Raw genomic sequence first — 20871 nt, forward strand, 5'->3', positions numbered from 1 at the left:
TAACCAATAAGCTTGGCTTCGGCCTAGATGCGCTACCCATGAGAACTGATAGCCGCCTTTCCCGCATGCTGCACGTACTGCTGCACATGGCACGTGCCAACGAGGAGCCCATGACATCAGAGCAGATCGCGCGCATGCTGGGCACGAATGCCGCCGTTGTCCGTCGCACCATGGCGGGCCTGCGCAAGGCCGGTTATGTGCAATCTGACAAGGGCCACCATGGCGGCTGGCGCCTGGCTTGCGGGCTGGACCGTATTACGCTGCTCGATGTGCATCAAGCAGTTGGCGGCCCGCGTATCTTTGCGATTGGCGCCGACCGTGACAATCCCGACTGTGCCGTAGAGCGCGTGGTAAACGCAGCAATTGCGGACGCCTTGCATCAGGCCGAGATCCTGCTGGTGCAGCGGTTGGGGGCGGTCAGTCTAGCCGACTTGGCGGGGCAGTTCGACGCATTGTGCCGTGCGGCGCCTTCGAATGCGAAAACGAAATCGAGCCATCGGCCACAGCCCTGAGTCCTCGTTCGATTCCTGATTGAACAGACGTATATCGCCAAGGTTCATGCTTTAATGTATCATTAAAAGATACGTGAAATTAAACTCGCACGAATGAGGTTTCCGATGGACTACGACGTGATCATCATTGGGGGCAGTTATGCCGGTATGTCAGCCGGCCTGCAATTGGCGCGTGCGCGCCGTAAAGTGTTGGTGATTGATGCTGGACAGCGTCGTAATCGCTTCGCTACCCATTCACATGGCTTTCTCACTCAAGACGGCAGACCTCCTGAGGAGATTGCCGCCGCAGGCCGAGCGCAGCTTATGCGCTATGCCACCGTGCAATGGTTGGACGACTGGGTAGAGGTCGCCGAGCCTGTTGACGGTGGGTTTCGAATCGTTGCGCAGCAGGGCTCCGCGCATACCGCCAGCCGCCTCATCCTCGCCGCGGGGGTGCAGGATGAACTGCCGGAATTGCCCGGTTTGGCACAGCGTTGGGGCAAACACGTGTTCCATTGCCCCTATTGTCATGGCTATGAATTGCAGCAGGGGCATATCGGTGTGCTGGCCGTGTCGGCGATATCACTGCATCAGGGATTGATGTTGCCCGATTGGGGTGAGACGACCTTGTTCCTTAATGATGTATTCGAGCCTGATGCCGAGCAGCTGGCACACTTGACGGCTCGCAATGTGCGAGTAGAGCCGGGCAGGGTGGCGCGTCTGGACGGTGAGGCCGTCGATGTGGTGATGCAAGACGGCCGCGTATTCTCGTTGGCGGGCTTGTTCGTTGCCACGCGCGTGCGTCCGGGCGCATTGGCGGTTCAACTCGGGTGCGAACTAGAAGAAGGGCCGCTAGGCCCCTATGTGAAAGCCGATTTCACACGGGCGACGACGATACCTGGCGTATTTGCTTGCGGCGACTTGGCCCGTCCTGCGGGGTCGGTGGCGCTGGCGGTGGGCGACGGTGCCATGGCGGGGGCTGCCGCACATCGCTCGCTGATGTTCGGTTTGTGATGCCGCGTCGTCCGACGCAGACTATGTGTGTGGCTTGATGCCTATGCATGGTCTGTATCGGGCGTCCACAGCGGTACCGTATCGTCGCCGCTGGTTTCCGGGCCCGTATCAGCCAGCAGCGGGCCTAGTGCTGGCGCGTGCGGATTCGTATTCGGCGAATGGCCGCAAGTGATCGGCCAGCGCCTTGCGAAATGCTGGCCGTGCTTCGCAGCGCGACTGATAAGCCTGTAGCGCGGGTCGATCGCTGACCAGCGAGGTATTGCGCAAGATGCGCAATACGGTGGTCATCATCAAGTCCCCGACGGTAAAGCGGTCTTCCAGATAGTCGCGCTCGCCCAGCCACTGTGCCAATTCGTCCAGGCGCTTGCACACGGCCTGCTCCGCAGTCGGGACGGCTGGCGCCGCCCACGGCTCATTGACATGGAAAATCATCAGCCCGCCAAGATGCGTGATAGGGGGCTCCACCGTATTCAACGCCGCCAGTGTCCATGCGCGCGCACGTGCGCGGCCTTGCGCGTCGGCGGGCAGCAATGTATCGCTGCGTTCGGCGATCTCCAGCAAGATGGCTCCGGATTCGAATAGCTTGAGGTCGCCGTCTTCGATGGCGGGGACCTGCCCAAAGGGCTGCAATGTCCGGTATTCCGCGCTGGCCTGGTCTTTCACACCGATCAGTTTTTCTTTGTACGGGATGCCGGCTTCTTCGAGCGCCCAGCGCACGCGTAGATCGCGCACCAAGCCTTGCGCAAAAGGGGGCACCCAACGGAATGCGGAAAGAGTAATCATGGGTCGCTCCTAGCGACTTCGGCGTTCGTGCCGAGCAGGAAAAGGGCGCAGCCGCAAAGCTACGGGATGCGATTTGGGCTCAGCCCGCGAAATGCCGCACAAGTTTGTCCAATGCGCCACCCCAGCCTTCTTCGTGACTAGTGCGCGTGGCTTCGTCTTGCAGGCCGCTGTGTGTGAGCGTGAGTTCCGTGCCGGTGTCAGTGGCGCGCAATGCAAACTCGAGGCGCGACTCGCCGCCGTCTTCGTTATCGGACCAGCGCCAACTCATCGCCAGATGATGTGGAGGATCGACGCGCAGGTATTCGCCGCTGCTTTCATGTTCGCTGCCGTCGAGCATGCGAAATCTCACTCGGAAACGGCCGCCGACCCGGACATCGGTTTCGGCGACGAGCACTGGCCCGCCGTCTGGGCCCCACCAGCACGCGATGCCGTCAGATGTGGTCAAAGCGTCGAATACCGTAGCGGGCTGTGCCGCGATACGTCTTACAAGAGTCAGGCTGGTCATTTTTCGGGTCTCCGTTGGGCTTCCTGGCTTTCCGCGTAGGAAGCCAGGCGATTGAGGCTATGGGTCCAGAAATGCTCGTAGCGACGTAGCCAATCCATCGCGGCCTGCATGGGGGCAGGCGAGAGGCGAACGGTAACGGTGCGTCCGGCCTTGGTACGGACGATGAGTCCGGCATCGTCAAGGACGTCCAGATGCTTCATGACGGCCGGCAGCTTGATGGAAAAAGGCTGCGCCAACTGGCTGACGGTCGCACTGCCTTCTTGCTCGAGTCGTGCCAGGATGGCGCGGCGGGTCGGGTCTCCCAGCGCCGCAAACGTCCGATCCAAGGTTTGATAATAGTTCACCATGTAGTGAAGTATTTGCTAAATACCGTGGGTTGTCAACTCAAATGGTTTACGGCCAGGCTGTGTGTTGTTGTCGGGCGGGTGGCCCTGCGATGTGCGTCGCAGCTACTAGGCTGCTGTCGTGGCTGGCACAGAAGAGTGATGCTGTCGGATTCTAGGTCGTCGAAGGGCGTCAACCTTTAGTTTCTGTTGATATCGATATAAGTCAAGGATTGTCAATTTTCATTGAAAGTTGATATGTAGAACCGTAAGTATATGTATATTGGGGCATAATTAGTACTCAATGTGTTAGTTGTAAGTTTTTACTACATACGCAGCCCGCCAAGTTTGTCTTGATCGAATCGCTTTTCTCTTCGGGCCAGGCGTTATTGACCAAGGAGAGGGGCGTCGTATGACGGCCAAGCAGTACCAAGACCAAAATGTCTACGAAGCAGCAAAAGATCGTCTACGTATGGTCTTGACGCAATTTCAACGAGTTTGTGTTGCCTTTTCTGGAGGCAAGGATAGCTCGGTACTGCTGCATTTGGCGCTGGAGGTCTCCCGGGAACTGGGCCGCGGAGAAGTGCATGCCGTGTTTATCGACCTCGAAGGTCAGTATGAGTCGACCATTGAGCACGTCAAGGAAATGTTCGACCGACCCGACGTCCGCGGCTGGTGGATATGTTTACCGATAAATCTGCGCAACGCCTCCAGCCTTCAGGAGCCCTATTGGTGTGCCTGGGAGCCTGGACGTGAGCAGGACTGGATCCGGCCGATGCCTGATCATTGCAGAGTGATCAAGGATCAGGATTATTTCCCTTTTTATCGCTACCGGATGGAGTTCGAAGAGTTTTTCCCGGCATTCAACGAGTGGATGTGCCGCGACGGCGTATCCACGGCCATTCTGGTGGGCATTCGCTCCGATGAGTCGCTCAACCGGTATCTGGCTATCAAGCGCCGTGCCGGTGTCAAGAAGTTCGCCTGGACAGCTCCCGGAGGCAAAGAGCCTATCGCATGGAGCGCCCGGGATCACCTCCATGGTAAAGCAATCACTTTTTTTCCTATCTACGATTGGCGTTTCAGCGACCTGTGGCGTTATACGGCGGATAAAGGCAATTCGTACAACCGTTTGTACGATCGTATGTATCGTGCCGGCGTTCTATTCTCACAGATGAGGGTATGCCAGCCCTACGGAGATGATCAACGCAAAGGGCTGGATCTGTTTCATCAGCTCGAGCCGCAAACTTGGTTCCGCGTCGTAGCGCGTGTGGCCGGCGCGAATTGCGGTGCACGCTATTCGCGGCAAAAGTTCTTGGGCTATCGCGGGGGAATCGGGCTGCCGCCGACGTTTTCTACATGGAAACAGTACAGCGAGTTTTTGCTGCGCAGTCTGCCGCAAGAGGTGAGACAGGTATATATGCGCCGCATCAAGGCATTCATCGATTGGTGGGTGGTTCGTGACTATCCGCTTGCGGCTTGGCCTGACGCGGGCACCCCAGCTCTAGAGAATAGACGAACTCAACCTTCGTGGCGCCGGATAGCTATGTCATTGCTAAAGCAGGATATGGCGCGGTCATTGTCGTTTGGCTTTGCCAAGCGTGACACCAAGGAATTGTCTGTGACGGGGAAGAGGGGATGAATTCGTCACGACGGTATGTATTTGAAGTGCGGCGTTCCATTGATGATGAGACGGCGTTTTTCGCCAAGATGGGACGCTTTTTTGCCAGCGCTACGGTACGGCGAGAGTGCGGCGGCTATCCGCTGAACGATGGCCCGCGGTATCGATGGTTCACCGTCCGTCACGAGAATGACCCGAGGGTCCTCGGATTTATCAGTATTGAGCACCTAGCTGACGAGGTGCGTATCCGAGAGGGATATCTACGTGTTGAAGCGCGCGACAAAGGTCTGTTTCGTGAGCTCCGCAATCGTGTTCTGGCGTACATCGACGAGCGGGGACTTGCAGCTAGAGTCCAGGCGCTGCAGTCGAACGTGTCTCTTCTGGAGCCCTATGGGTTCGAAGTCCAGAGTGTCAGAGGACAGTGGGTCACATTGAGGAGGAATCGATATGCTGAAAGTAGAACAGCTGATCAGTCGTGCTGCAGCGTTGTTTGATGAACTGGATAGTCTGCCTTTGCGTCAACGGATAGAGGCCATAAACGGGATACGCCGGTCGTTGCGCGATCACAGTCCTTTTGCTGACGAACCCGTCGATTGTGTTCAATGGGTGCCAGTGAGCCAAGTCGAAGGCAATGACTACAATCCCAACACTGTTGCTCCGCCGGAAATGAAGCTGCTTGAGTTGTCTATCGGTGTAGACGGTTATACGCAGCCAATCGTGGCGCACGAACACCAAGAAAATGAATACGTGGTCGTGGATGGGTTTCACCGTCAGCGAATAGCAAAGAAGAATGGGCCCATCCGACAACGCCTGCATGGCTATCTGCCATTGGTCTGTATTCAATCGGAGCGAAGCAATATTGCAGACCGTATCGTCGCTACGATACGGCACAATCGTGCACGTGGCGTTCATGCCGTGATGCCGATGACTGACATCGTGGTTCGATTGCTCAAAGAAGGATGGCACGAAAGCGAAGTCGCCCAAAGACTAGGCATGGATGCAGACGAAGTACTGCGCTTTAAACAAGTATCGGGACTGCCTGAACTATTTCAGGACAGCGAGTATTCGAAATCTTGGAAATAGCTTTTCGTACTGCAAATGCAGGCCGCCAAAGCATGATGCGCGGATAAATGAAAGCACTCGAACTAAGTGAAGTATTACGTTGGTTTGCGTGATTGTTTCATTAGTCATGTATATCGGTCAAAAGATAATGAATCACGTGCTTTTGTAGAAAATTATACCTATTCCCTTGCCACAATTACGCTTGGTTATGGACCGTAGTGTCCAGTAAAGATCAACGGAACAAAGCAACGGCATACAAGCCGTAAGGGCGCGGGAAGTGAATCATCTCTACAGGTCGATTTGGAACGAAGAAAGCCGCACTTTTGTTGCGGTCCCTGAGACAACGAAAGCGCGAGGCAAACGAAGCTCTGGCGCTCGCCTTTTGGCACGCGGTGCCTTGGCAGTAGCGATTGCCGGTGCGATGGGAGCCGCTCAAGCGACCGTCACGATTGACGACAGTACTGCGCCAAGCAGCTGGGACGGCAATGAGATCGTGTTCTCCGATGGGACCGGTCGTATCGAGTTCAGTGGTGGCGGTACCGTAACGGGTCTGACCGACGCTAGTCTGAACGCAGGCAGTTCCGAGGCGGTATCTGGCAGACAGCTGTTCCAAACCAACGAACGCGTTGGTGCTGCCGAGACAGCGATTACTGCCGCACAAGGCAATATCACGACACTGCAAAGTGACGTCAGTACGGCGCAAGGAAACATCACGACGCTGCAGAGCGATGTCAGCACGGCGCAGGGCAACATCACCACGCTGCAAAGTGATGTGAGTTCCGCAGAGGGCAATATCGCAACACTGCAGAGTCAAGTTGGTGCTATTGGGACTTCCATTACTACCGCCAGCGTCACTACTGATAGTCTGAATGTTGCCAACGGCGTTATCGTTGCCGACAGCAATGGGGTCACCATTGGGACCGATGTTGATATGGGCGGCAACAAGATTACTAATCTTGCTGATGGCACGATCAATGCGACCAGTACCGATGCTGTCACTGGTAAGCAAATCCATAACCTTTTCATTGAACAGGGCGCGACCGGCGTTCGGTATTTCCACGCCAATTCGGCAGCACCCGATTCGCAGGCCATTGGCCAAGAATCGATCGCGATCGGTCCCAGCTCTGAGGCGCGCGAAGACAACAGTTTCGCTGCAGGCGTTGGAGCGATTGCTGATGGCGAAAGCGCAATTGCCTTGGGTGACGGCGCTCAAGTTTCAAAGCCCGCGAACAACGGTGATCCGACTGCTGCGATCGCCATTGGCAAGGACAGCGATAGCAGTGGTGTAGCCAGTACGGCCATAGGCCTGGAAGCAACCGCCTCGGGTGGCAACGCCGTTGCGTTGGGAACTGGCGCTGCTGCGACTGGCGCCAGCGGTTTGGCCTTGGGTACCGGCGCGGTAGCAGATGCCGAGAATAATATCTCGATAGGCAGCGGCGCTGGTCAGGGCACAGGTCAGCACCTGCCAGGCGATCGCTCACATAACATTGCCATCGGCACGGCGTCTGGTCAGAACGTTGCAGGCCAGTTCAACGTAGCGATGGGAGAAGGGGTTGGTAATAACGTAAACGGTGACGACAACGTTGCGTTAGGGCGTAACTCCGGTGGATTAGAGGGTGACTCTAATGTCAGCATCGGTTTGAACGCGAATACTGGTGGCACAGCGAACCGCGCAGTCAGCATTGGCGAAGATACGGATGCGCAAACGGAAGGCATTGCGATTGGTTATGCCGCCAGCGCCGGCAACACGGGTGTGGCGATTGGCCGTCAGACCAGCGCAGTGGGAACAGGAACGGCGATTGGGCCCAATGCTCATGCGGATAGCGGTTTTGTCGCATTGGGGCTGAATTCTAACGCTGTCCAGAGCGATGTCTCGGGTAATAGCCGGTTCACTAACCGCGCGTTCTCCGGCAGCGCAGTTTCCGTTGGCAGCAGCGAGGCAGGCAGCGAGTTCACGCGCCGCATCGTCAATGTCGAAGACGGGGCGAATGATACGGATGCGGTGAACGTCCGTCAGTTGCAGCAAGCGGTATCCGGCATTGATCTGAGCGATATTGATTTTGCCGGTGGCGTCATCGCCAATCTGCAAACCCAGATTGACCAGAACATGATGCACTATGTCAGCATCAATGATGGTGGGGTAGACAAGGGCAACAAGAACAACAATGGTGCCAGTGCTACAGCCATTGATTCGATTGCTATCGGTCCGGACGCAACGACCAAGAACCAAGACTCGATCGCGATCGGGCACTTGGCTGGTGCTGAGGGTGATTCCGCGGTCGTGCTCGGTCATAACATCAAAGGCTTGGGTTCGAATTCGACCACGATCGGCAATTCGCAATCGGAAGCCCGCGATGCGAGCGGTATCGCCATCGGTACAAACGTTGTCAGCCGTGATGAGAACTCCATCATTATCGGTCGGGATTCGTATAGCAATCGCCAGGCTAACGGCCCGTCCGTTGAAAACTCGATTGTGATCGGCACAGAATCCAGTTCGACAGCGGTAGAGGGTATTGTTGTCGGCAAGAATTCCGTGGTAAATGCGGCTCGTGGTATTGCCCAGGGTAGTGGCGCAACTGCTACAGCAGAGAACGCCATGGCATTCGGTACTACTGCAAGCGCCGCTGGATCGGACTCGCAAGCAAGTGGTACGGGTGCAAATGCTTTTGCGTTAAACGGTATTGCGTTTGGAACCAATGCGCGATCCGGCCAGGCTAACCCTGACGTTGAACTCGCAGACAGTAATCATGATTCGATAGCTATAGGTACATCTTCAATCGCCGAGCGGGATAGCAGCATCGCTCTGGGGCAAGAGGCTCAGGCGCTTGGTTCGAGATCAACCGCGATTGGTTATCAGGCTCAAGTTGACCCCTCGGTAGAGGCTAGTGGCGTAGAGGGATCCGATGGCCTCGCAATCGGGTCGTTCGCGCACTCCAGTGGTCCGAAGGCCGGAGCAATCGGACCTTATGCGAACTCGTCGGGCAACGGGAGCTATGCCATTGGCTACATGGCGAACGCGACGTCCGATAACGGCATCGCGCTCGGCGTGAGTTCGAACTCTACGGGCCAAAACGGTATCGCAATTGGTATGGTTTCTGATGCCTCGGGCGGCTCTTCTATTAGTATTGGCACAGAGTCAGAGGCCTCGGGCGAATTCAGCATGACTGTGGGTGGTCGTGCGACGTCTTCGGGTGATTATTCATTGGCTGCCGGCTACGGTGCTAATGCTTTGCAACGCGCTTCGCTTGCAATGGGTTTCCAGAGTACGGCTAATGCGACCAACTCCAGCGCAATAGGTAGAGGGGCGTCTACGGCGGCGGGCGCGACAGATTCGATTGCGATGGGCACCAATGCTGCGTCATCGAGCGCAAACGCGGTCGCTCTTGGCACTGGCTCTGCGGCATCTGGCGAAAGCGCGCTCGCGCTTGGCCGTGGTGCTGCGGCATCGAACGCAAATGCGGTCGCGCTTGGCAGCGGTGCCGTGACGGCTGCCGCGGTCGGTACGTCCAATGCGGTTATCGACAACGTTACATACAACTATGCTGGTACTAATCCGTTAGCCACTGTCAGCGTAGGTAGTGCGGGCCAAGAGCGCACTCTCACCAACGTTGCTGCGGGTCGTATCAGCAGTACCAGTACCGATGCTATCAACGGCAGCCAGTTGTACGGCACGAACGTGGCTGTGACTGCAGTCGGCAACGATTTGGACACCGCTGGCCAATCCGTGGCAACGGTTATGGGCGGGAATGCCGCTTATGACCCGGTTACGCACCAAGTGACCACGAGCAATATTGGCAATACTGGCGAAGACACTGTCCATGACGCCATTGGCTACGCTGCACAGGGTTGGAACGTGGCGGCCAACGGCGAAGGCACCGGTGCGAACGTTGCTCCGGGCGCGACGGTCGACTTCAGCAACGACGACGGCAACGTCGTGATCAGCCGCAATGGCACCGATCTGGCTTTCAACCTGGCCAACAACATCGATCTGAGCGCAGCCGGCAGCGTCACCACGGGTAAGACCCTCATGAACGATGACGGTCTGGTGGTCAACGATGGCGGCAATAGCACGGTGACCTCGACGGCGGGCACGACGGTGGTCAACGCCGTGGGCGAGGTGACCACGGTAGGCGCAGGTTCGATTACGGTTGCCACTCCCGGTGGCGGTCAGACGACGATCGGCAGCAACCAGATCAACGTCGGCGGCAGCAATCCGATCGCGATCAATGGCAACACGGGCACGATTGGTGGTCTGACCAACACGACATTCGATCCGGATAATTTCACCAGCGGGCAAGCGGCGACGGAAGACCAACTGAAGTTGGTCAGTGATGTGGCCAATGCCGGTTGGACGGCGACCGATGCAGCGGGTAACAGCGCGAACATCGGCCCGAACGGTGTGGTGACATTCGAAGGCGACGACAACCTGAGCGTGGCTCAGACGGGTGTAGATCAGAACGGCGTGATCTCGGTCAGCCTGAACCAGAACATCGACCTGGGCAATACCGGCAGCGTCACCACGGGTAATACCGTGATGAACAATGACGGTCTGGCCGTCAATGATGGTGCTGGAAATAGCACGACGACGACGGTGGCTGGCACGACGGTGACCGATGCTGCCGGTGCCACGACCACGGTGGGAGCAGGTACCGTGTCGGTGGTGGACGCGGCTGGCAACAGCACGGCTATCGGTGGCAATCAAATCTCGGTCGGTGGCAGCAACCCGATTGTGATCAGCGGCAACACTGGCACGATCGGTGGTTTGACCAACACGACGTTCGATCCGAGCAACTACACCAGCGGCCAGGCTGCAACGGAAGACCAACTGAAGCAGGTCAATGATGTTGCAAGCGCCGGTTGGAAAGCGACCGATGCGGCAGGCAACAGCGCCAACATCGGTCCCAACGGTGAAGTGCGATTCGAGGGTGACAGCAACATCAGCGTTGCGCAAACTGGTGTGGATCAGAACGGTGTGGTGGCGGTCAGCCTGAACGAGAATATTGACCTGGGCAATACCGGCAGCGTCACCACGGGTAATACCGTGATGAACAATGACGGTCTGGCGGTCAANGACGGTGCAGGCAACGTGACGACGACCACGGCTACCGGCACAACGGTGGCTGACAGTGCCGGAAATACGACAGCTACGACGGCAGCGGGCTCGACAGTAAGCAATGCCGCTGGCGCTACGACCACGGTGGGTGCCGGCACGGTGTCGGTGGTGGACGCGGCTGGTAACAGCACGGCCATCGGTGGCAATCAAATCTCCGTAGGCGGCGCTAATCCGATTGTGATCAGCGGCAATACCGGCACGATAGGTGGTTTGACCAACACGACGTTCGATCCGAACAACTACACCAGCGGCCAAGCGGCAACGGAAGACCAGCTGAAACAGGTCAACGATGTTGCAAGCGCAGGCTGGAACGTGACCGATGCCGGTGGCAATAGCGCCAACATCGGCCCGAACGGTGTAGTGCGATTCGAAGGTGACAGCAACATCAGCGTTGCTCAAACCGGTGTGGATCAGAACGGCGTGGTGGCGGTCAGCCTGAACCAGAATATCGACCTGGGCAACACCGGAAGCGTCACCACGGGTAATACCGTGATGAACAATGACGGTCTGACGGTCAATGACGGCGCAGGCAATACGACCACGGTCGGTGGCAACCAGATCTCGATCGGTGGCAGCAACCCGATTGTGATCAGCGGCAACACTGGCACGATCGGTGGCTTGACCAATACGACGTTCGATCCGAACAACTACACCAGCGGCCAAGCGGCAACAGAAGACCAGCTGAAACAGGTCAACGATGTTGCAAGCGCAGGCTGGAACGTGACCGATGCCGGTGGCAATAGCGCCAACATCGGCCCGAACGGTGTAGTGCGATTCGAAGGTGACAGCAACATCAGCGTTGCTCAAACCGGTGTGGATCAGAACGGTGTGGTGGCCGTCAGCCTGAACCAGAACATCGACCTGGGCAACACGGGCAGCGTCACCACGGGTAATACCGTGATGAACAATGACGGTCTGGCGGTCAACGACGGTGCAGGCAACGTGACGACGACCACGGCTACCGGCACAACGGTGGCTGACGGTGCCGGGAATACGGCAACCATCACCGCTGCTGGCACGACGGTAAGCAATGCCGCTGGTGCTACGACCACGGTGGGTGCCGGCACGGTGTCGGTGGTGGACGCGGCTGGCAACAGCACGGCTATCGGTGGCAATCAAATCTCCGTAGGCGGCGCTAATCCGATTGTGATCAGCGGCAATACCGGCACGATCGGTGGTTTGACCAACACGACGTTCGATCCGAACAACTACACCAGCGGCCAAGCTGCAACGGAAGACCAGCTGAAACAGGTCAACGACGTCGCCAGCGCAGGCTGGAACGTGAGCGCCAATGGTGATGCGGGCGCCAACGTAGCACCTGGCGGTTCGGTGGACTTGTCTAATACCGATGGCAATATCGACATCACTCGCACGGGTACTGATCTTGCGTTCAATCTGGCGGACGATCTCCACTTGACCGCAGACGGCAGTTTGACGATCGGAGACGGCACAGATGGCAGCGTGCTGAACAACGGTGGTTTGACGGTGACGGATGGTGCCAACATATCGACAGTAGGCGCGGGCGCAATTTCGATAACCGATGCTGCCGGCACGACTGCGATCGGTGGCGATCAAATCGCAATCGGGGGCCTCAGCCCAATCGTCATCAGCGGCAATACGGGCACCATTACCGGCCTGACTAACCAGACCGTCAACTATGCGGGTTTTGGTGATGGCTCTGGACGTGCTGCGACTGAAGAGCAACTCAAGCCCGTCACCGACTTCATCGGACTCAATGATGACGGATCGTTCAGCTACGGCGGCGACAAGTACGCCTCGTTACAAGATGCGCTCAACAGCATGCATTGGAACGTTGAGGCGCCAGCGCCGGACAACTCGGGCGGAAGCTCGGGTGGGACGGATTCCGGCAACGGGAATGGCGGTTCGGGTGGCTCTGACGGTGGCACCGGAGGTGGCTCGCCTACACCGATCCATAACGGCAATACCGTGGGCTTCGTCGCAGGGGACAATATCGTCATCTCGAAGACCGAGCGTCCCAACGGTGAGGGTGCCGATGTCAAGGTCTCCATGGCTCAGGACATCAACGTCAACTCTGTGACGGCCAAGACGGTGAACGCCCAGGAAGTCAAAATCGAGAACGGCCCGACCATCAATCAGAGCGGTATCGACATGGGTGGCAAGAAGATCGTGAATGTGGGCGCGGGTACCGCACCCACGGACGCAGTCAACCTGGGCCAGTTGGAATCTGCGACCAATGGTTTGCAGAACCAGATCAGTCAGGTCCGTGGTGATGTGAGCAGACTCAATAACAAGCTCAGTGCTGGTATTGCCTCTGCGATGGCGACGGCGGGTTTACCGCAGGCCTACTTGCCAGGCAAGAGCATGATGTCGATAGCAGGGGGCACCTATAACGGTGAATCCGGTTATGCGATCGGCGTTTCCACTGTGTCTGATAACGGAAGCTGGGTTATGAAATTCTCTGGTAACTCCAATTCGCGCGGCGATTACGGCGGTGCGGTGGGCGTGGGTTATCAGTGGTAATTCATAGATATTGAGCTTGCGCTCTTCGGCCCGCCGAGGCCGAAGAGAGAGCCGCTGGTATCGATTGAACAATACCGGCGGCGATCAACCTGCTTGTCGAATTCAAAGGAAAGATTGATGAAAACCGTTATTACCCGCTGCCTGCAGCGGTCGGCTCCGTTGACGGCTGCTTTGTTGCTGGCAGGGTGCGGCACGCTGAGCAATGTGAGCGGCGACGGCAAGACAGATAGTCCTGTATTCCCCGATCCGCAGAGCGTTTCCCTTTCCACCGGTACCTTCCCCAATGTGGACAGCCTGGCCCTGGTCCAAGATGGCGTTACTCGAGACCAGATATATGAGCTGCTCGGTCGCCCGCATTTTTCGGAAGGCTTCCAGGTGCGTGAATGGGATTATCTGTTTCATTTCCGCACGCCTGAGGGTATCCGCACCTGCCAGTTCAAGATTCTGTTCGACTCGGATAAAGTCGCTCGCAGCTTCTATTGGGCGCCCCAGGATTGCCGGCCTGTCCCATCAGCAGCCCCCAAGAAATACACCTTGAATGGCGATGTTTCGTTCGCGTTTGGCAGCGCAGTGATTACTGCTGCCGGGAATAGCCGTATTGCCGAGATCGCAGGAGAACTCCGTAATCGCCAGACCATTGATCAATTGGAAATCGCTGGACACACGGACCGTATCGGCAGCGATGCCAGTAATGAGGATTTGTCGCAGAGGCGGGCGGATGCGGTGCGTCAAACACTGATTGCCAATGGCATCCCCGCGGGCAGTATGCGTGCCGTAGGCTACGGTGAACGCCAGCCAATCGTGCAATGCGACCAACAGAATCGCAGTGAGTTGGTTGCCTGCCTGGCTCCCAATCGCCGTGTGGAAATCAACGCCAGCGGCGTACGCTGAACTGGCGGCGCGGACCAAGAAAACTCGAGAGTAACGACGTCCGCGACTTGTCTCACATTCTGATAATGGGCACAAAGCCAACATAGCCTCATAGAGGCCGGGCTTTGTGTACTTTCTTTATATTGGAGTTCCAATGAGTATTAGTACAACAATGACAGCAATGGCTAAGCGCCAAGTGTGGCGTGGTTTTGCGCTCGCTAGCGTGCTTGGGTTGGCCGCGTGTCAGCAGATGCCGAACAAGGGGACCAGCAGCGCCCGATCGGGGAATGCTCAACCCGCTGCTCAACAGGCCAGCACGACCCAGCAACCGGCCCAGCAGCCGAGCCAGCAGAACGCCAATAACTCTACGCCGAACATTACCTTCCATCTGGCGCAGGTTCGTCCCGGCAACGGTTTGGCTCAGGTGCAACTGAACCAGAACACGCGCCTCTATGCGGTCCCGCAACCGGTGTTGACTCAGGCGGATCTGCGGCAGATCGTGCCGATGCAAAATAAGAATGGGCAGGTGTTCCTGCGCTTTGACTTCAATCAGCAGGGCGCCGCAAAGCTGGCCAAGGTGACCCGCGAGTCTCAAGGCAACTATCTCATCATCAGCGCGCAGGGCAAGCTGATCTCTGTACCCAAGATCTCGGCGACTTATGACGGTGGCAGCTTTCCTTTGCCGGTCGCCAGCGTCGACGAGGCTCAAGCTATCTCGCGCCTGATTCGTCAACCGGCGAGCCGATAATAGAAGAGTGGTCGACGTAATGACTGTCAGTCCAGTTTTTCTTTTGTATGACAGTGACGCATTATTGCAAAGAATGATGACGGAGGCGGCTGCATGGCGTATCTCCTTTAGAGAGGAAGACGCCATGGACGATGTTGTGAGCCCCGGCGCCGCAGCAGAGGCGGGGCACATCATCAATACCATGCGCTGTCCGTCAGGGCATCGGTCGCTGAGCCTCAATGAGCTGAGGTCTGACTATCCCACTGCGGGGATAGTCGTTCTGACTGAAGAAATGGTGTTTGGTCCTGAACGGGCGTCTCTCCTCTTTGCAGGAGCAGATGCCTGCTTTGATGCAAGTGTGGTGCCAATGGAGGTCGTTGCATCGCTTCAGGCTCTTTGGCGCCGCGGATACGCATTTGGGCGAGTGTCACAAGACCGGACCAAGCCCGACATTGCTGATCAGCTGCTGGTCTGTGACTCCAATAACAAGCGGTGGGAGTTGAAAGACGATGGTTGGTTGTTGTTGACGCCTTCTGGTCGAGAAATCGGATTGACACCAACCGAAAGGCATCTCTTGCAGGTGCTCATGGCAAACTGTCCCAACCCGGTCGAACGTAAAGATCTGGTCATCAAGTCGCGTCCTGGGGACATAGGACGCTACGTGGACGTACAAATCAGCCGGATAAAGCAGAAGCTGATAGCAACCGGAGAAAGGCTGCCTATTCGTTCGCTCAGGGGATATGGATATGTATTCGTGGGGAATGCCACCTGATCGACGCGTTTTGAAATCCGACTGATGAGCGAGCTCAATGGTCGGTTCAGTCAGCATGCTTGGAAAGGGTAGGTAATGCGATTGCGCTCTTCGGAAATGGCTTGAAAGTCAGGGCGATCAGGAAAGCACCCGTTCCCAGGGCGAAAGAACCGACATAGAGCCAGACATAGCTGCCGGTGATGTCATGGAGAAAGCCGCCCGCCACCGGGCCGGTTGCCATTCCCAGGCTGCCTGCCATGGTTGTGCCGCCGATCACGGTACCCATCATATGCAGCGGAAAGTTTTCACGGACGATGACGGCATAGAGTGGCATGATCCCGCCGTAAATGAAACCGAACACCGCTGCCGCCGCGTAAAAGGTCCCCAGATTGCTGGCGAAAGCATAGATCAGCGCACCAAAGGCCTGCGCGAGCAGTCCCCAGACGAGGACTCGCTTGGCGCCCAACCTGTCGCCCAGGAGGCCAAAAGCCACGCGGCCACCGAGGCCGGTCAGACCTTCCAGGCTGTAGATAGTCGCCGCTGTAATCACGGGAATACCGCATGTCACGGCATAGCTTACCGTGTGAAAAATCGGGCCGGAGTGGGTGGCGCAGCAGAAAAAATTGGTCAAGGCCAGAATGATGAACTGCCGCGACTTGAGTGCTTCTGCCAGCGACAGGGACGGCTGATCAGCCATTTTCGGGGATGCAGCTGCGGGCTCGGCCAGAGCAGGCGGGCGGCGGATCAGAAACGAGATCGGGATCATCGAGACGGCAACGATAGTGGCGATGATCAGCATGGCGCTGCGCCAATCATGGCCGTCGATCAGCCAGGCGGCCAGGGGTGACATGGTCATGGGCGCGACACCCATGCCTGCGGACACCAGAGACACCGCGAGACTGCGATGGGTGTCGAACCAGCCGGTGACGCTAGCCATGATCGGCACCATGATCGCAGCGCCGGCAGCGCCGACCAGCAGGCCAAATGCCAGCTGAAAGACCAGCAGCGACGGCGCCTTACTTGCCAGCGCCAGGCCGGCGGCCAGCAGCACGGAGCCGGTCAGTATCACCAGCCTGGGGCCCAGCCGGTCCGACAGGGTGCCCCAGAGGGGGCTGGCAACCGCCAAGGCAAGAAAGCCGATGGTCATGGCGGTGGAGATACCGGTTGTTGACCAGCCGGTATCTTGGGCAATCGAAAACAGGAACACCGGCAGGCAAAACATGGCGCCGATCGCGATACAGCCGAGCAGGCCGCCAGCTGCGACAATCACCCATCTATAGACTTGGTTCTGCAGCATGGGAATTCCTTAGTGAACGGGTTCAAGAGCACGACGAATGAATTCGTCGGAAATCGACATCGTTCCGAAATTTTTTTGCAGGCGTCATCCCAAGCCAGAGCGCCAGGCGGCTGGATTCCGGTTTTGGAATGCCAGCGCCTGCCCCCTCACTGCCGTCGTAACTGACCGATCTTTATACCGTTTGCCGCGTCCGCCGTGCCTGCTTGTCGGCATACATCAATCGGTCCGCTTCCTTGAGCACGCTCTCCACCGAACCGACAGACGGATCGGCGGTGGCAATGCCAAAGCTCGCGCCGGCATAGTCGAAACTGCACTCGTCAAAAGTATAGGTGCCGATCAACAGCGGTGCCAGACGACTGCGTATTGCATTGGCTGTTCCGTCCGGATTTTCGGGTTCGGACGGGGCGGCCAAGCCGATCACGACGAATTCGTCTCCACCAAACCGGCCCAGCATATCGTTGGCACGCAGGCTGGCAGACATGCGGCGGCCGACCTCGATCAGGAATTTGTCGCCAACCTCGTGCCCGTAGGTGTCGTTGATCGTCTTGAACTCGTCCAGGTCTATAAACGCCACCAATACCCACGATTGCGTTTGCTTCGCCACGGCAAACAAACGGTCCAATTTAGCCACCACCGCGCGCCGATTCGGCAGGCCGGTCAATATGTCATAGTTGGCTGCATACCGTTCGTCCTGGCGGCGTATCAGCATCTGGCCGACCACATGGCTGGACAGCAGGAGCAGAGCCAGGCCGACCACCGCCACCAGCCCCGCCGTCCATGCGTGCCGCTTCCCCATGGGCACCAAGTCATCCAGCGACGCCAATGTGAGCAACTGATATTGGGTATTGGGCAGCGGCTGACTGCGCAGCAGATAGGGCTTGCCGTCGATGACCCATCCGCCGGTATGGCTCTGGAGGTCCATTGCATGTACGTCCATGGCATCACCCGACTCCTCGCCGTCGGCCGATGGTACCGTCGACCCCGGTGGCAGCAGCGCCGCTACGTTGCGTAGCATGAATGGCTCTGACGAGCTGGTGATGACACGCCCTTGGCGGTTTATGACCAGCGAAATATGCCGGCCTGTCAGATACAGCGCCATGTCTGACGCGTCGAACTTCACCGTGACGGACCCTAGCGGCCTGTCGTTTGCGTCATCAATCCGGCTGGACACGAAATAGGATGGCATTTTGAGCAGGCGGGCAATACCGAATGAACTGCCATTCCCTGTGCGCAAGGCGTCCATGAGGTAAATGCGGCCCGTGTAAATCATCCCCACGATACTGTCGGGCGAGGCCCAGTTGCTGGCCGTCACGGTGTCGTCCGACATATTGTTCATATAGATGCGGCCATAGCGCAGATCGCCGGACAGCGCATTCATATAGTCGCCAACCTTGCGCACCAACGGGTCACGCGTAAACTGCGCGGCGCGTTGCTGGTGCGTCAGCTCGGCAAAGCCGGGCGGATCCGTGCGATAGCGGGTGGCCAGCTCCACCACCTGGCTTTGGCGTGCCACCATATTGGTCACGCTAACCATTTCCGTAAATAGCCGCTGTATGACGCGTGCCGTGGTTGTGGTCTCGTATTCGGTGCTGGCTCCCACGCTGCTCAGCCACGTGTTCACAGCCCGCTGCGACATCCACCAGCCCGCGCCAGCCACTAGTCCCAGCCAAACCACGCTCAGGCCCAGCGTTACTCGGCGCACGATCGGCCGTATCTGCCGTCCCCGCAGGCGTTGCGCAGGCGTTTCATTGTTCCTGCCGCTACTCCCGGCGATGTCGTGATTCCAGACGGCTTCGTTCATTATTTGTGATCTTTGGGTGTAATCATCATGGGGTTGGCAGCATTATTTCGTTAATGTAGCAATTTTAAAAAATTCGAAATGTTAGGAAATTATAAGAGCGGTGCGTATTTGGCAACACAGTGAGTCCTGTCGTATGCCTACCGGCCAATTTCCTTGCTACCTACCATGACGACATGCGGCCTTTTGCCGCGTGGGCCCAGACGATTGGGCCACCACCTTCAGGAGGGTTCATCATGTTAAGCGTAGACACCACCGTGCAGTCAGGTCAGCAGCAGTTCGACGAACAAGTCCCTTCACGTTATGCATTGCGTATTGGCGAGATTGAAGCGCTGGTAATCAGCGATGGGGTGCTTTTGTTGCCCGCTGAGACCATGTCTACGAATGTCGATCCAGTCGACCGGGCGGTCTGGCTGGACGACATGTTTTTGCCGCCGGATGCGTTCGATTGGCCGTTGAACGTGATGATGGTGCGCCGCGGCGATCGGAATATTCTGATTGATAGCGGCCTGGGCGCAGAATACCCGGACTTCCCGCGCGCCGGGTTGCTGCCGCAGCGACTGGCCGCCGCTGGTATCGATCTCGCGGACCTGACCGACATCATCATCACTCACATGCATATGGATCATGTGGGCGGCTTGCTGGTCGAGGGGATCAAAGAACAATTGCGTCCCGATCTGCGGATTCACGTGGCGGCCTCGGAAGTCGAATTCTGGAAATCACCCGACTTCTCTCAGGCGTGCATGCCAGAGCCCATACCCACCGTGCTGTGCTCGGCCGCGACACGATTCTTGAACGAGTACGGCAGCTATCTGCAGACATTCGACGAGGAGTGTGAGGTCGCGCCGGGCGTCACCGTCCATCGCACCGGAGGCCACACCGCCGGGCACAGCGTGGTATGTCTGGAGTCTAGAGGTGATCGGCTGACGTTCGCAGGCGACGCCATATTTCCTGTCGGATTCGATCATCCTGATTGGCATAACGGTTTTGAGCATTACCCCGACGAGTCCGCCCGCGTCCGGGTCGAACTGTTGAAGAAAATCGCCGCCACCGGAGAACTATTGGTGGCGACGCACCTGCCGTTTCCGTCCGTGGGGCACGTGGCCATCGACGGCGACGGTTTTCGTTGGGTGCCGGTCATTTGGGACTTCTGATTCCTGAGGATCGACTCGTTACGCGCTGCGCCGCGTTTCACCATGCGGCGCAGGCGCGCTGGGATAGAGCTTGCCCGCATGCAGCAATTCCAGCACCAGATCCCGTTTTCGCTGCAAGTGCTCGAGCAGTATCGCGCGCATTCCTGCCGAGTCGCGCTCGGACAATGCCTGCATCATTTGCTCGTGCTCTTGGATGGCGTGTTTCCATTTGGCAGCATCCTGGTTGGTGCGATAACGCAGTGACTGCACGCGTGCGTTGATCGAGTGATAGGTGCTGGTCAGCACTGGATTGTGCGCGGCCGCGTTGATGGCGTTGTGGATCTTTGCGTTGAACTCGTAATAGCCGGGCAGATCGTCCCGCTCATAACAAGCCAGCATTTCGTAGTGCAGGGCGCGCAGTTCGGCGAGCTCTTCTTTCGAGATGCGTCGCGCGGCCAATTCGCCGGAGGTGGCTTCGAGCACGCCCAGCATTTCAAAGGTATGCAACACATCGGCTTCGGTCAGCCGGACCGCCACAGCCCCGCGATTGGGAATCAGGTCGACCAAGCCCTCGGCTGCCAGCAGTTTGATCGCTTCGCGTAATGGCGTGCGCGATACGCGCAACTGCTCGCACAACTCGCGTTCATTCAGCTTGGCACCCGGGGCAATACGGCCCTCGATCAGCAAGGTGCGTAATCGCGTGACGACTTGATCGTGCAGTGCCTGACGAGATATTTCGAGAACTTCGGCCATAGGGTGGTCCGGACGGCGGTCCAGCTGAATTGCGGGAGTAGTCGAATTATAAATACAAAAATTCTGGTGATTTCAGGGAAGTATAGGGTAAACCATGACGCAAAAATGTATTTTGAATGCAAAAATGGATA

The 20871-nt window shown here is 57.6% G+C and carries 16 protein-coding genes; 10 read left to right on the top strand and 6 right to left on the bottom strand.

Annotation, left to right across the window (positions count from 1 at the left end; all coding sequences use genetic code 11):
* Positions 1–38: 38 nt before the first annotated feature.
* A complete protein-coding gene (locus ACNA0J_RS07245; protein ID WP_415817903.1) occupies positions 39–512 on the top strand; it encodes an Rrf2 family transcriptional regulator in 474 nt (157 codons plus the stop codon).
* 105 nt (positions 513–617) lie between these two features.
* Positions 618–1505 (top strand): NAD(P)/FAD-dependent oxidoreductase, encoded by an 888-nt coding sequence (locus ACNA0J_RS07250; RefSeq protein WP_415817905.1) that lies wholly within the window; start codon positions 618–620, stop codon positions 1503–1505.
* Between the two features lie 108 nt (positions 1506–1613).
* On the opposite strand, the gene ACNA0J_RS07255 is transcribed toward ACNA0J_RS07250, so the two are convergent.
* The 3 genes from ACNA0J_RS07255 to ACNA0J_RS07265 form a co-directional block, all read right to left on the bottom strand.
* Positions 1614–2288 carry a glutathione S-transferase family protein gene (locus tag ACNA0J_RS07255; RefSeq protein ID WP_415817907.1) on the bottom strand — a complete coding sequence of 225 codons (675 nt, stop codon included), beginning with the start codon at positions 2286–2288 and terminating at the stop codon, positions 1614–1616.
* Between the two features lie 79 nt (positions 2289–2367).
* A complete protein-coding gene (locus ACNA0J_RS07260; protein ID WP_415817910.1) occupies positions 2368–2793 on the bottom strand; it encodes an SRPBCC family protein in 426 nt (141 codons plus the stop codon).
* Positions 2790–3140: an ArsR/SmtB family transcription factor gene (locus ACNA0J_RS07265; protein WP_415817912.1), complete on the bottom strand. Its 351-nt coding sequence runs from the start codon at positions 3138–3140 to the stop codon at positions 2790–2792. Before ACNA0J_RS07265 ends, ACNA0J_RS07260 begins: the two co-directional genes overlap by 4 nt.
* Before the next feature lie 388 nt (positions 3141–3528).
* Between ACNA0J_RS07265 and ACNA0J_RS07270 the strand changes: the two genes are divergently transcribed.
* The 7 genes from ACNA0J_RS07270 to ACNA0J_RS07300 all read left to right on the top strand — a co-directional run bounded on the left by ACNA0J_RS07270 (position 3529) and on the right by ACNA0J_RS07300 (position 15780).
* On the top strand, positions 3529–4755 hold the full coding sequence (locus ACNA0J_RS07270) for a DUF3440 domain-containing protein (protein ID WP_415817915.1): 1227 nt from the start codon (positions 3529–3531) through the stop codon (positions 4753–4755).
* 426 nt (positions 4756–5181) lie between these two features.
* Entirely contained in the window at positions 5182–5817 is a 636-nt protein-coding gene (locus tag ACNA0J_RS07275; RefSeq protein WP_415817918.1) for an IbrB-like domain-containing protein, read from the top strand.
* A gap of 256 nt (positions 5818–6073) precedes the next feature.
* Positions 6074–10866 (top strand): ESPR-type extended signal peptide-containing protein (locus ACNA0J_RS07280; RefSeq protein WP_415817920.1); only part of this gene is annotated, 4793 nt, incomplete at its 3' end.
* A gap of 2173 nt (positions 10867–13039) precedes the next feature.
* Positions 13040–13411, top strand: coding sequence for a YadA family autotransporter adhesin (locus ACNA0J_RS07285; protein WP_415818205.1), 372 nt, complete (start codon positions 13040–13042; stop codon positions 13409–13411).
* Between the two features lie 117 nt (positions 13412–13528).
* Positions 13529–14302, top strand: coding sequence for an OmpA family protein (locus ACNA0J_RS07290; protein ID WP_415817922.1), 774 nt, complete (start codon positions 13529–13531; stop codon positions 14300–14302).
* Positions 14303–14462: 160 nt separating this feature from the next.
* Positions 14463–15029: a SecDF P1 head subdomain-containing protein gene (locus tag ACNA0J_RS07295; RefSeq protein WP_415817923.1), complete on the top strand. Its 567-nt coding sequence runs from the start codon at positions 14463–14465 to the stop codon at positions 15027–15029.
* A gap of 19 nt (positions 15030–15048) precedes the next feature.
* Positions 15049–15780: a winged helix-turn-helix domain-containing protein gene (locus ACNA0J_RS07300; RefSeq protein ID WP_415817925.1), complete on the top strand. Its 732-nt coding sequence runs from the start codon at positions 15049–15051 to the stop codon at positions 15778–15780.
* A 46-nt stretch (positions 15781–15826) separates the two neighbouring features.
* Here ACNA0J_RS07300 and ACNA0J_RS07305 read toward each other — a convergent pair whose 3' ends face one another.
* Positions 15827–17056, bottom strand: a complete 1230-nt coding sequence (locus tag ACNA0J_RS07305; RefSeq protein ID WP_415817928.1) for an MFS transporter — start codon at positions 17054–17056, stop codon at positions 15827–15829.
* A 172-nt stretch (positions 17057–17228) separates the two neighbouring features.
* On the bottom strand, positions 17229–18857 hold the full coding sequence (locus ACNA0J_RS07310; RefSeq protein WP_415817930.1) for a GGDEF domain-containing protein: 1629 nt from the start codon (positions 18855–18857) through the stop codon (positions 17229–17231).
* 233 nt (positions 18858–19090) lie between these two features.
* On the opposite strand from ACNA0J_RS07310, the gene ACNA0J_RS07315 reads away from it, so the two are divergent.
* Entirely contained in the window at positions 19091–20008 is a 918-nt protein-coding gene (locus ACNA0J_RS07315; protein WP_415817932.1) for an MBL fold metallo-hydrolase, read from the top strand.
* Positions 20009–20026: 18 nt separating this feature from the next.
* Here the strand turns inward: ACNA0J_RS07315 and ACNA0J_RS07320 are convergent, their stop codons facing one another.
* Positions 20027–20740 (bottom strand): GntR family transcriptional regulator, encoded by a 714-nt coding sequence (locus tag ACNA0J_RS07320; protein ID WP_415817933.1) that lies wholly within the window; start codon positions 20738–20740, stop codon positions 20027–20029.
* Between the last annotated feature and the right edge of the window lie 131 nt (positions 20741–20871).

The organism is Bordetella tumbae (genome assembly GCF_965139195.1).
In the GTDB taxonomy this organism is placed as follows: domain Bacteria; phylum Pseudomonadota; class Gammaproteobacteria; order Burkholderiales; family Burkholderiaceae_B; genus Bordetella_A; species Bordetella_A tumbae.

What these genes read in the sequence shown, in the direction of transcription:
- ACNA0J_RS07245 (WP_415817903.1), top strand. Translation starts at nt 39, where the DNA reads ATGAGAACTGATAGCCGCCTTTCCCGCATGCTGCACGTACTGCTGCAC.
- ACNA0J_RS07250 (WP_415817905.1), top strand. Translation starts at nt 618, where the DNA reads ATGGACTACGACGTGATCATCATTGGGGGCAGTTATGCCGGTATGTCA.
- ACNA0J_RS07255 (WP_415817907.1), bottom strand. Translation starts at nt 2,288, where the DNA reads ATGATTACTCTTTCCGCATTCCGTTGGGTGCCCCCTTTTGCGCAAGGC.
- ACNA0J_RS07260 (WP_415817910.1), bottom strand. Translation starts at nt 2,793, where the DNA reads ATGACCAGCCTGACTCTTGTAAGACGTATCGCGGCACAGCCCGCTACG.
- ACNA0J_RS07265 (WP_415817912.1), bottom strand. Translation starts at nt 3,140, where the DNA reads ATGGTGAACTATTATCAAACCTTGGATCGGACGTTTGCGGCGCTGGGA.
- ACNA0J_RS07270 (WP_415817915.1), top strand. Translation starts at nt 3,529, where the DNA reads ATGACGGCCAAGCAGTACCAAGACCAAAATGTCTACGAAGCAGCAAAA.
- ACNA0J_RS07275 (WP_415817918.1), top strand. Translation starts at nt 5,182, where the DNA reads ATGCTGAAAGTAGAACAGCTGATCAGTCGTGCTGCAGCGTTGTTTGAT.
- ACNA0J_RS07285 (WP_415818205.1), top strand. Translation starts at nt 13,040, where the DNA reads ATGGGTGGCAAGAAGATCGTGAATGTGGGCGCGGGTACCGCACCCACG.
- ACNA0J_RS07290 (WP_415817922.1), top strand. Translation starts at nt 13,529, where the DNA reads ATGAAAACCGTTATTACCCGCTGCCTGCAGCGGTCGGCTCCGTTGACG.
- ACNA0J_RS07295 (WP_415817923.1), top strand. Translation starts at nt 14,463, where the DNA reads ATGGCTAAGCGCCAAGTGTGGCGTGGTTTTGCGCTCGCTAGCGTGCTT.
- ACNA0J_RS07300 (WP_415817925.1), top strand. Translation starts at nt 15,049, where the DNA reads ATGACTGTCAGTCCAGTTTTTCTTTTGTATGACAGTGACGCATTATTG.
- ACNA0J_RS07305 (WP_415817928.1), bottom strand. Translation starts at nt 17,056, where the DNA reads ATGCTGCAGAACCAAGTCTATAGATGGGTGATTGTCGCAGCTGGCGGC.
- ACNA0J_RS07310 (WP_415817930.1), bottom strand. Translation starts at nt 18,857, where the DNA reads ATGAACGAAGCCGTCTGGAATCACGACATCGCCGGGAGTAGCGGCAGG.
- ACNA0J_RS07315 (WP_415817932.1), top strand. Translation starts at nt 19,091, where the DNA reads ATGTTAAGCGTAGACACCACCGTGCAGTCAGGTCAGCAGCAGTTCGAC.
- ACNA0J_RS07320 (WP_415817933.1), bottom strand. Translation starts at nt 20,740, where the DNA reads ATGGCCGAAGTTCTCGAAATATCTCGTCAGGCACTGCACGATCAAGTC.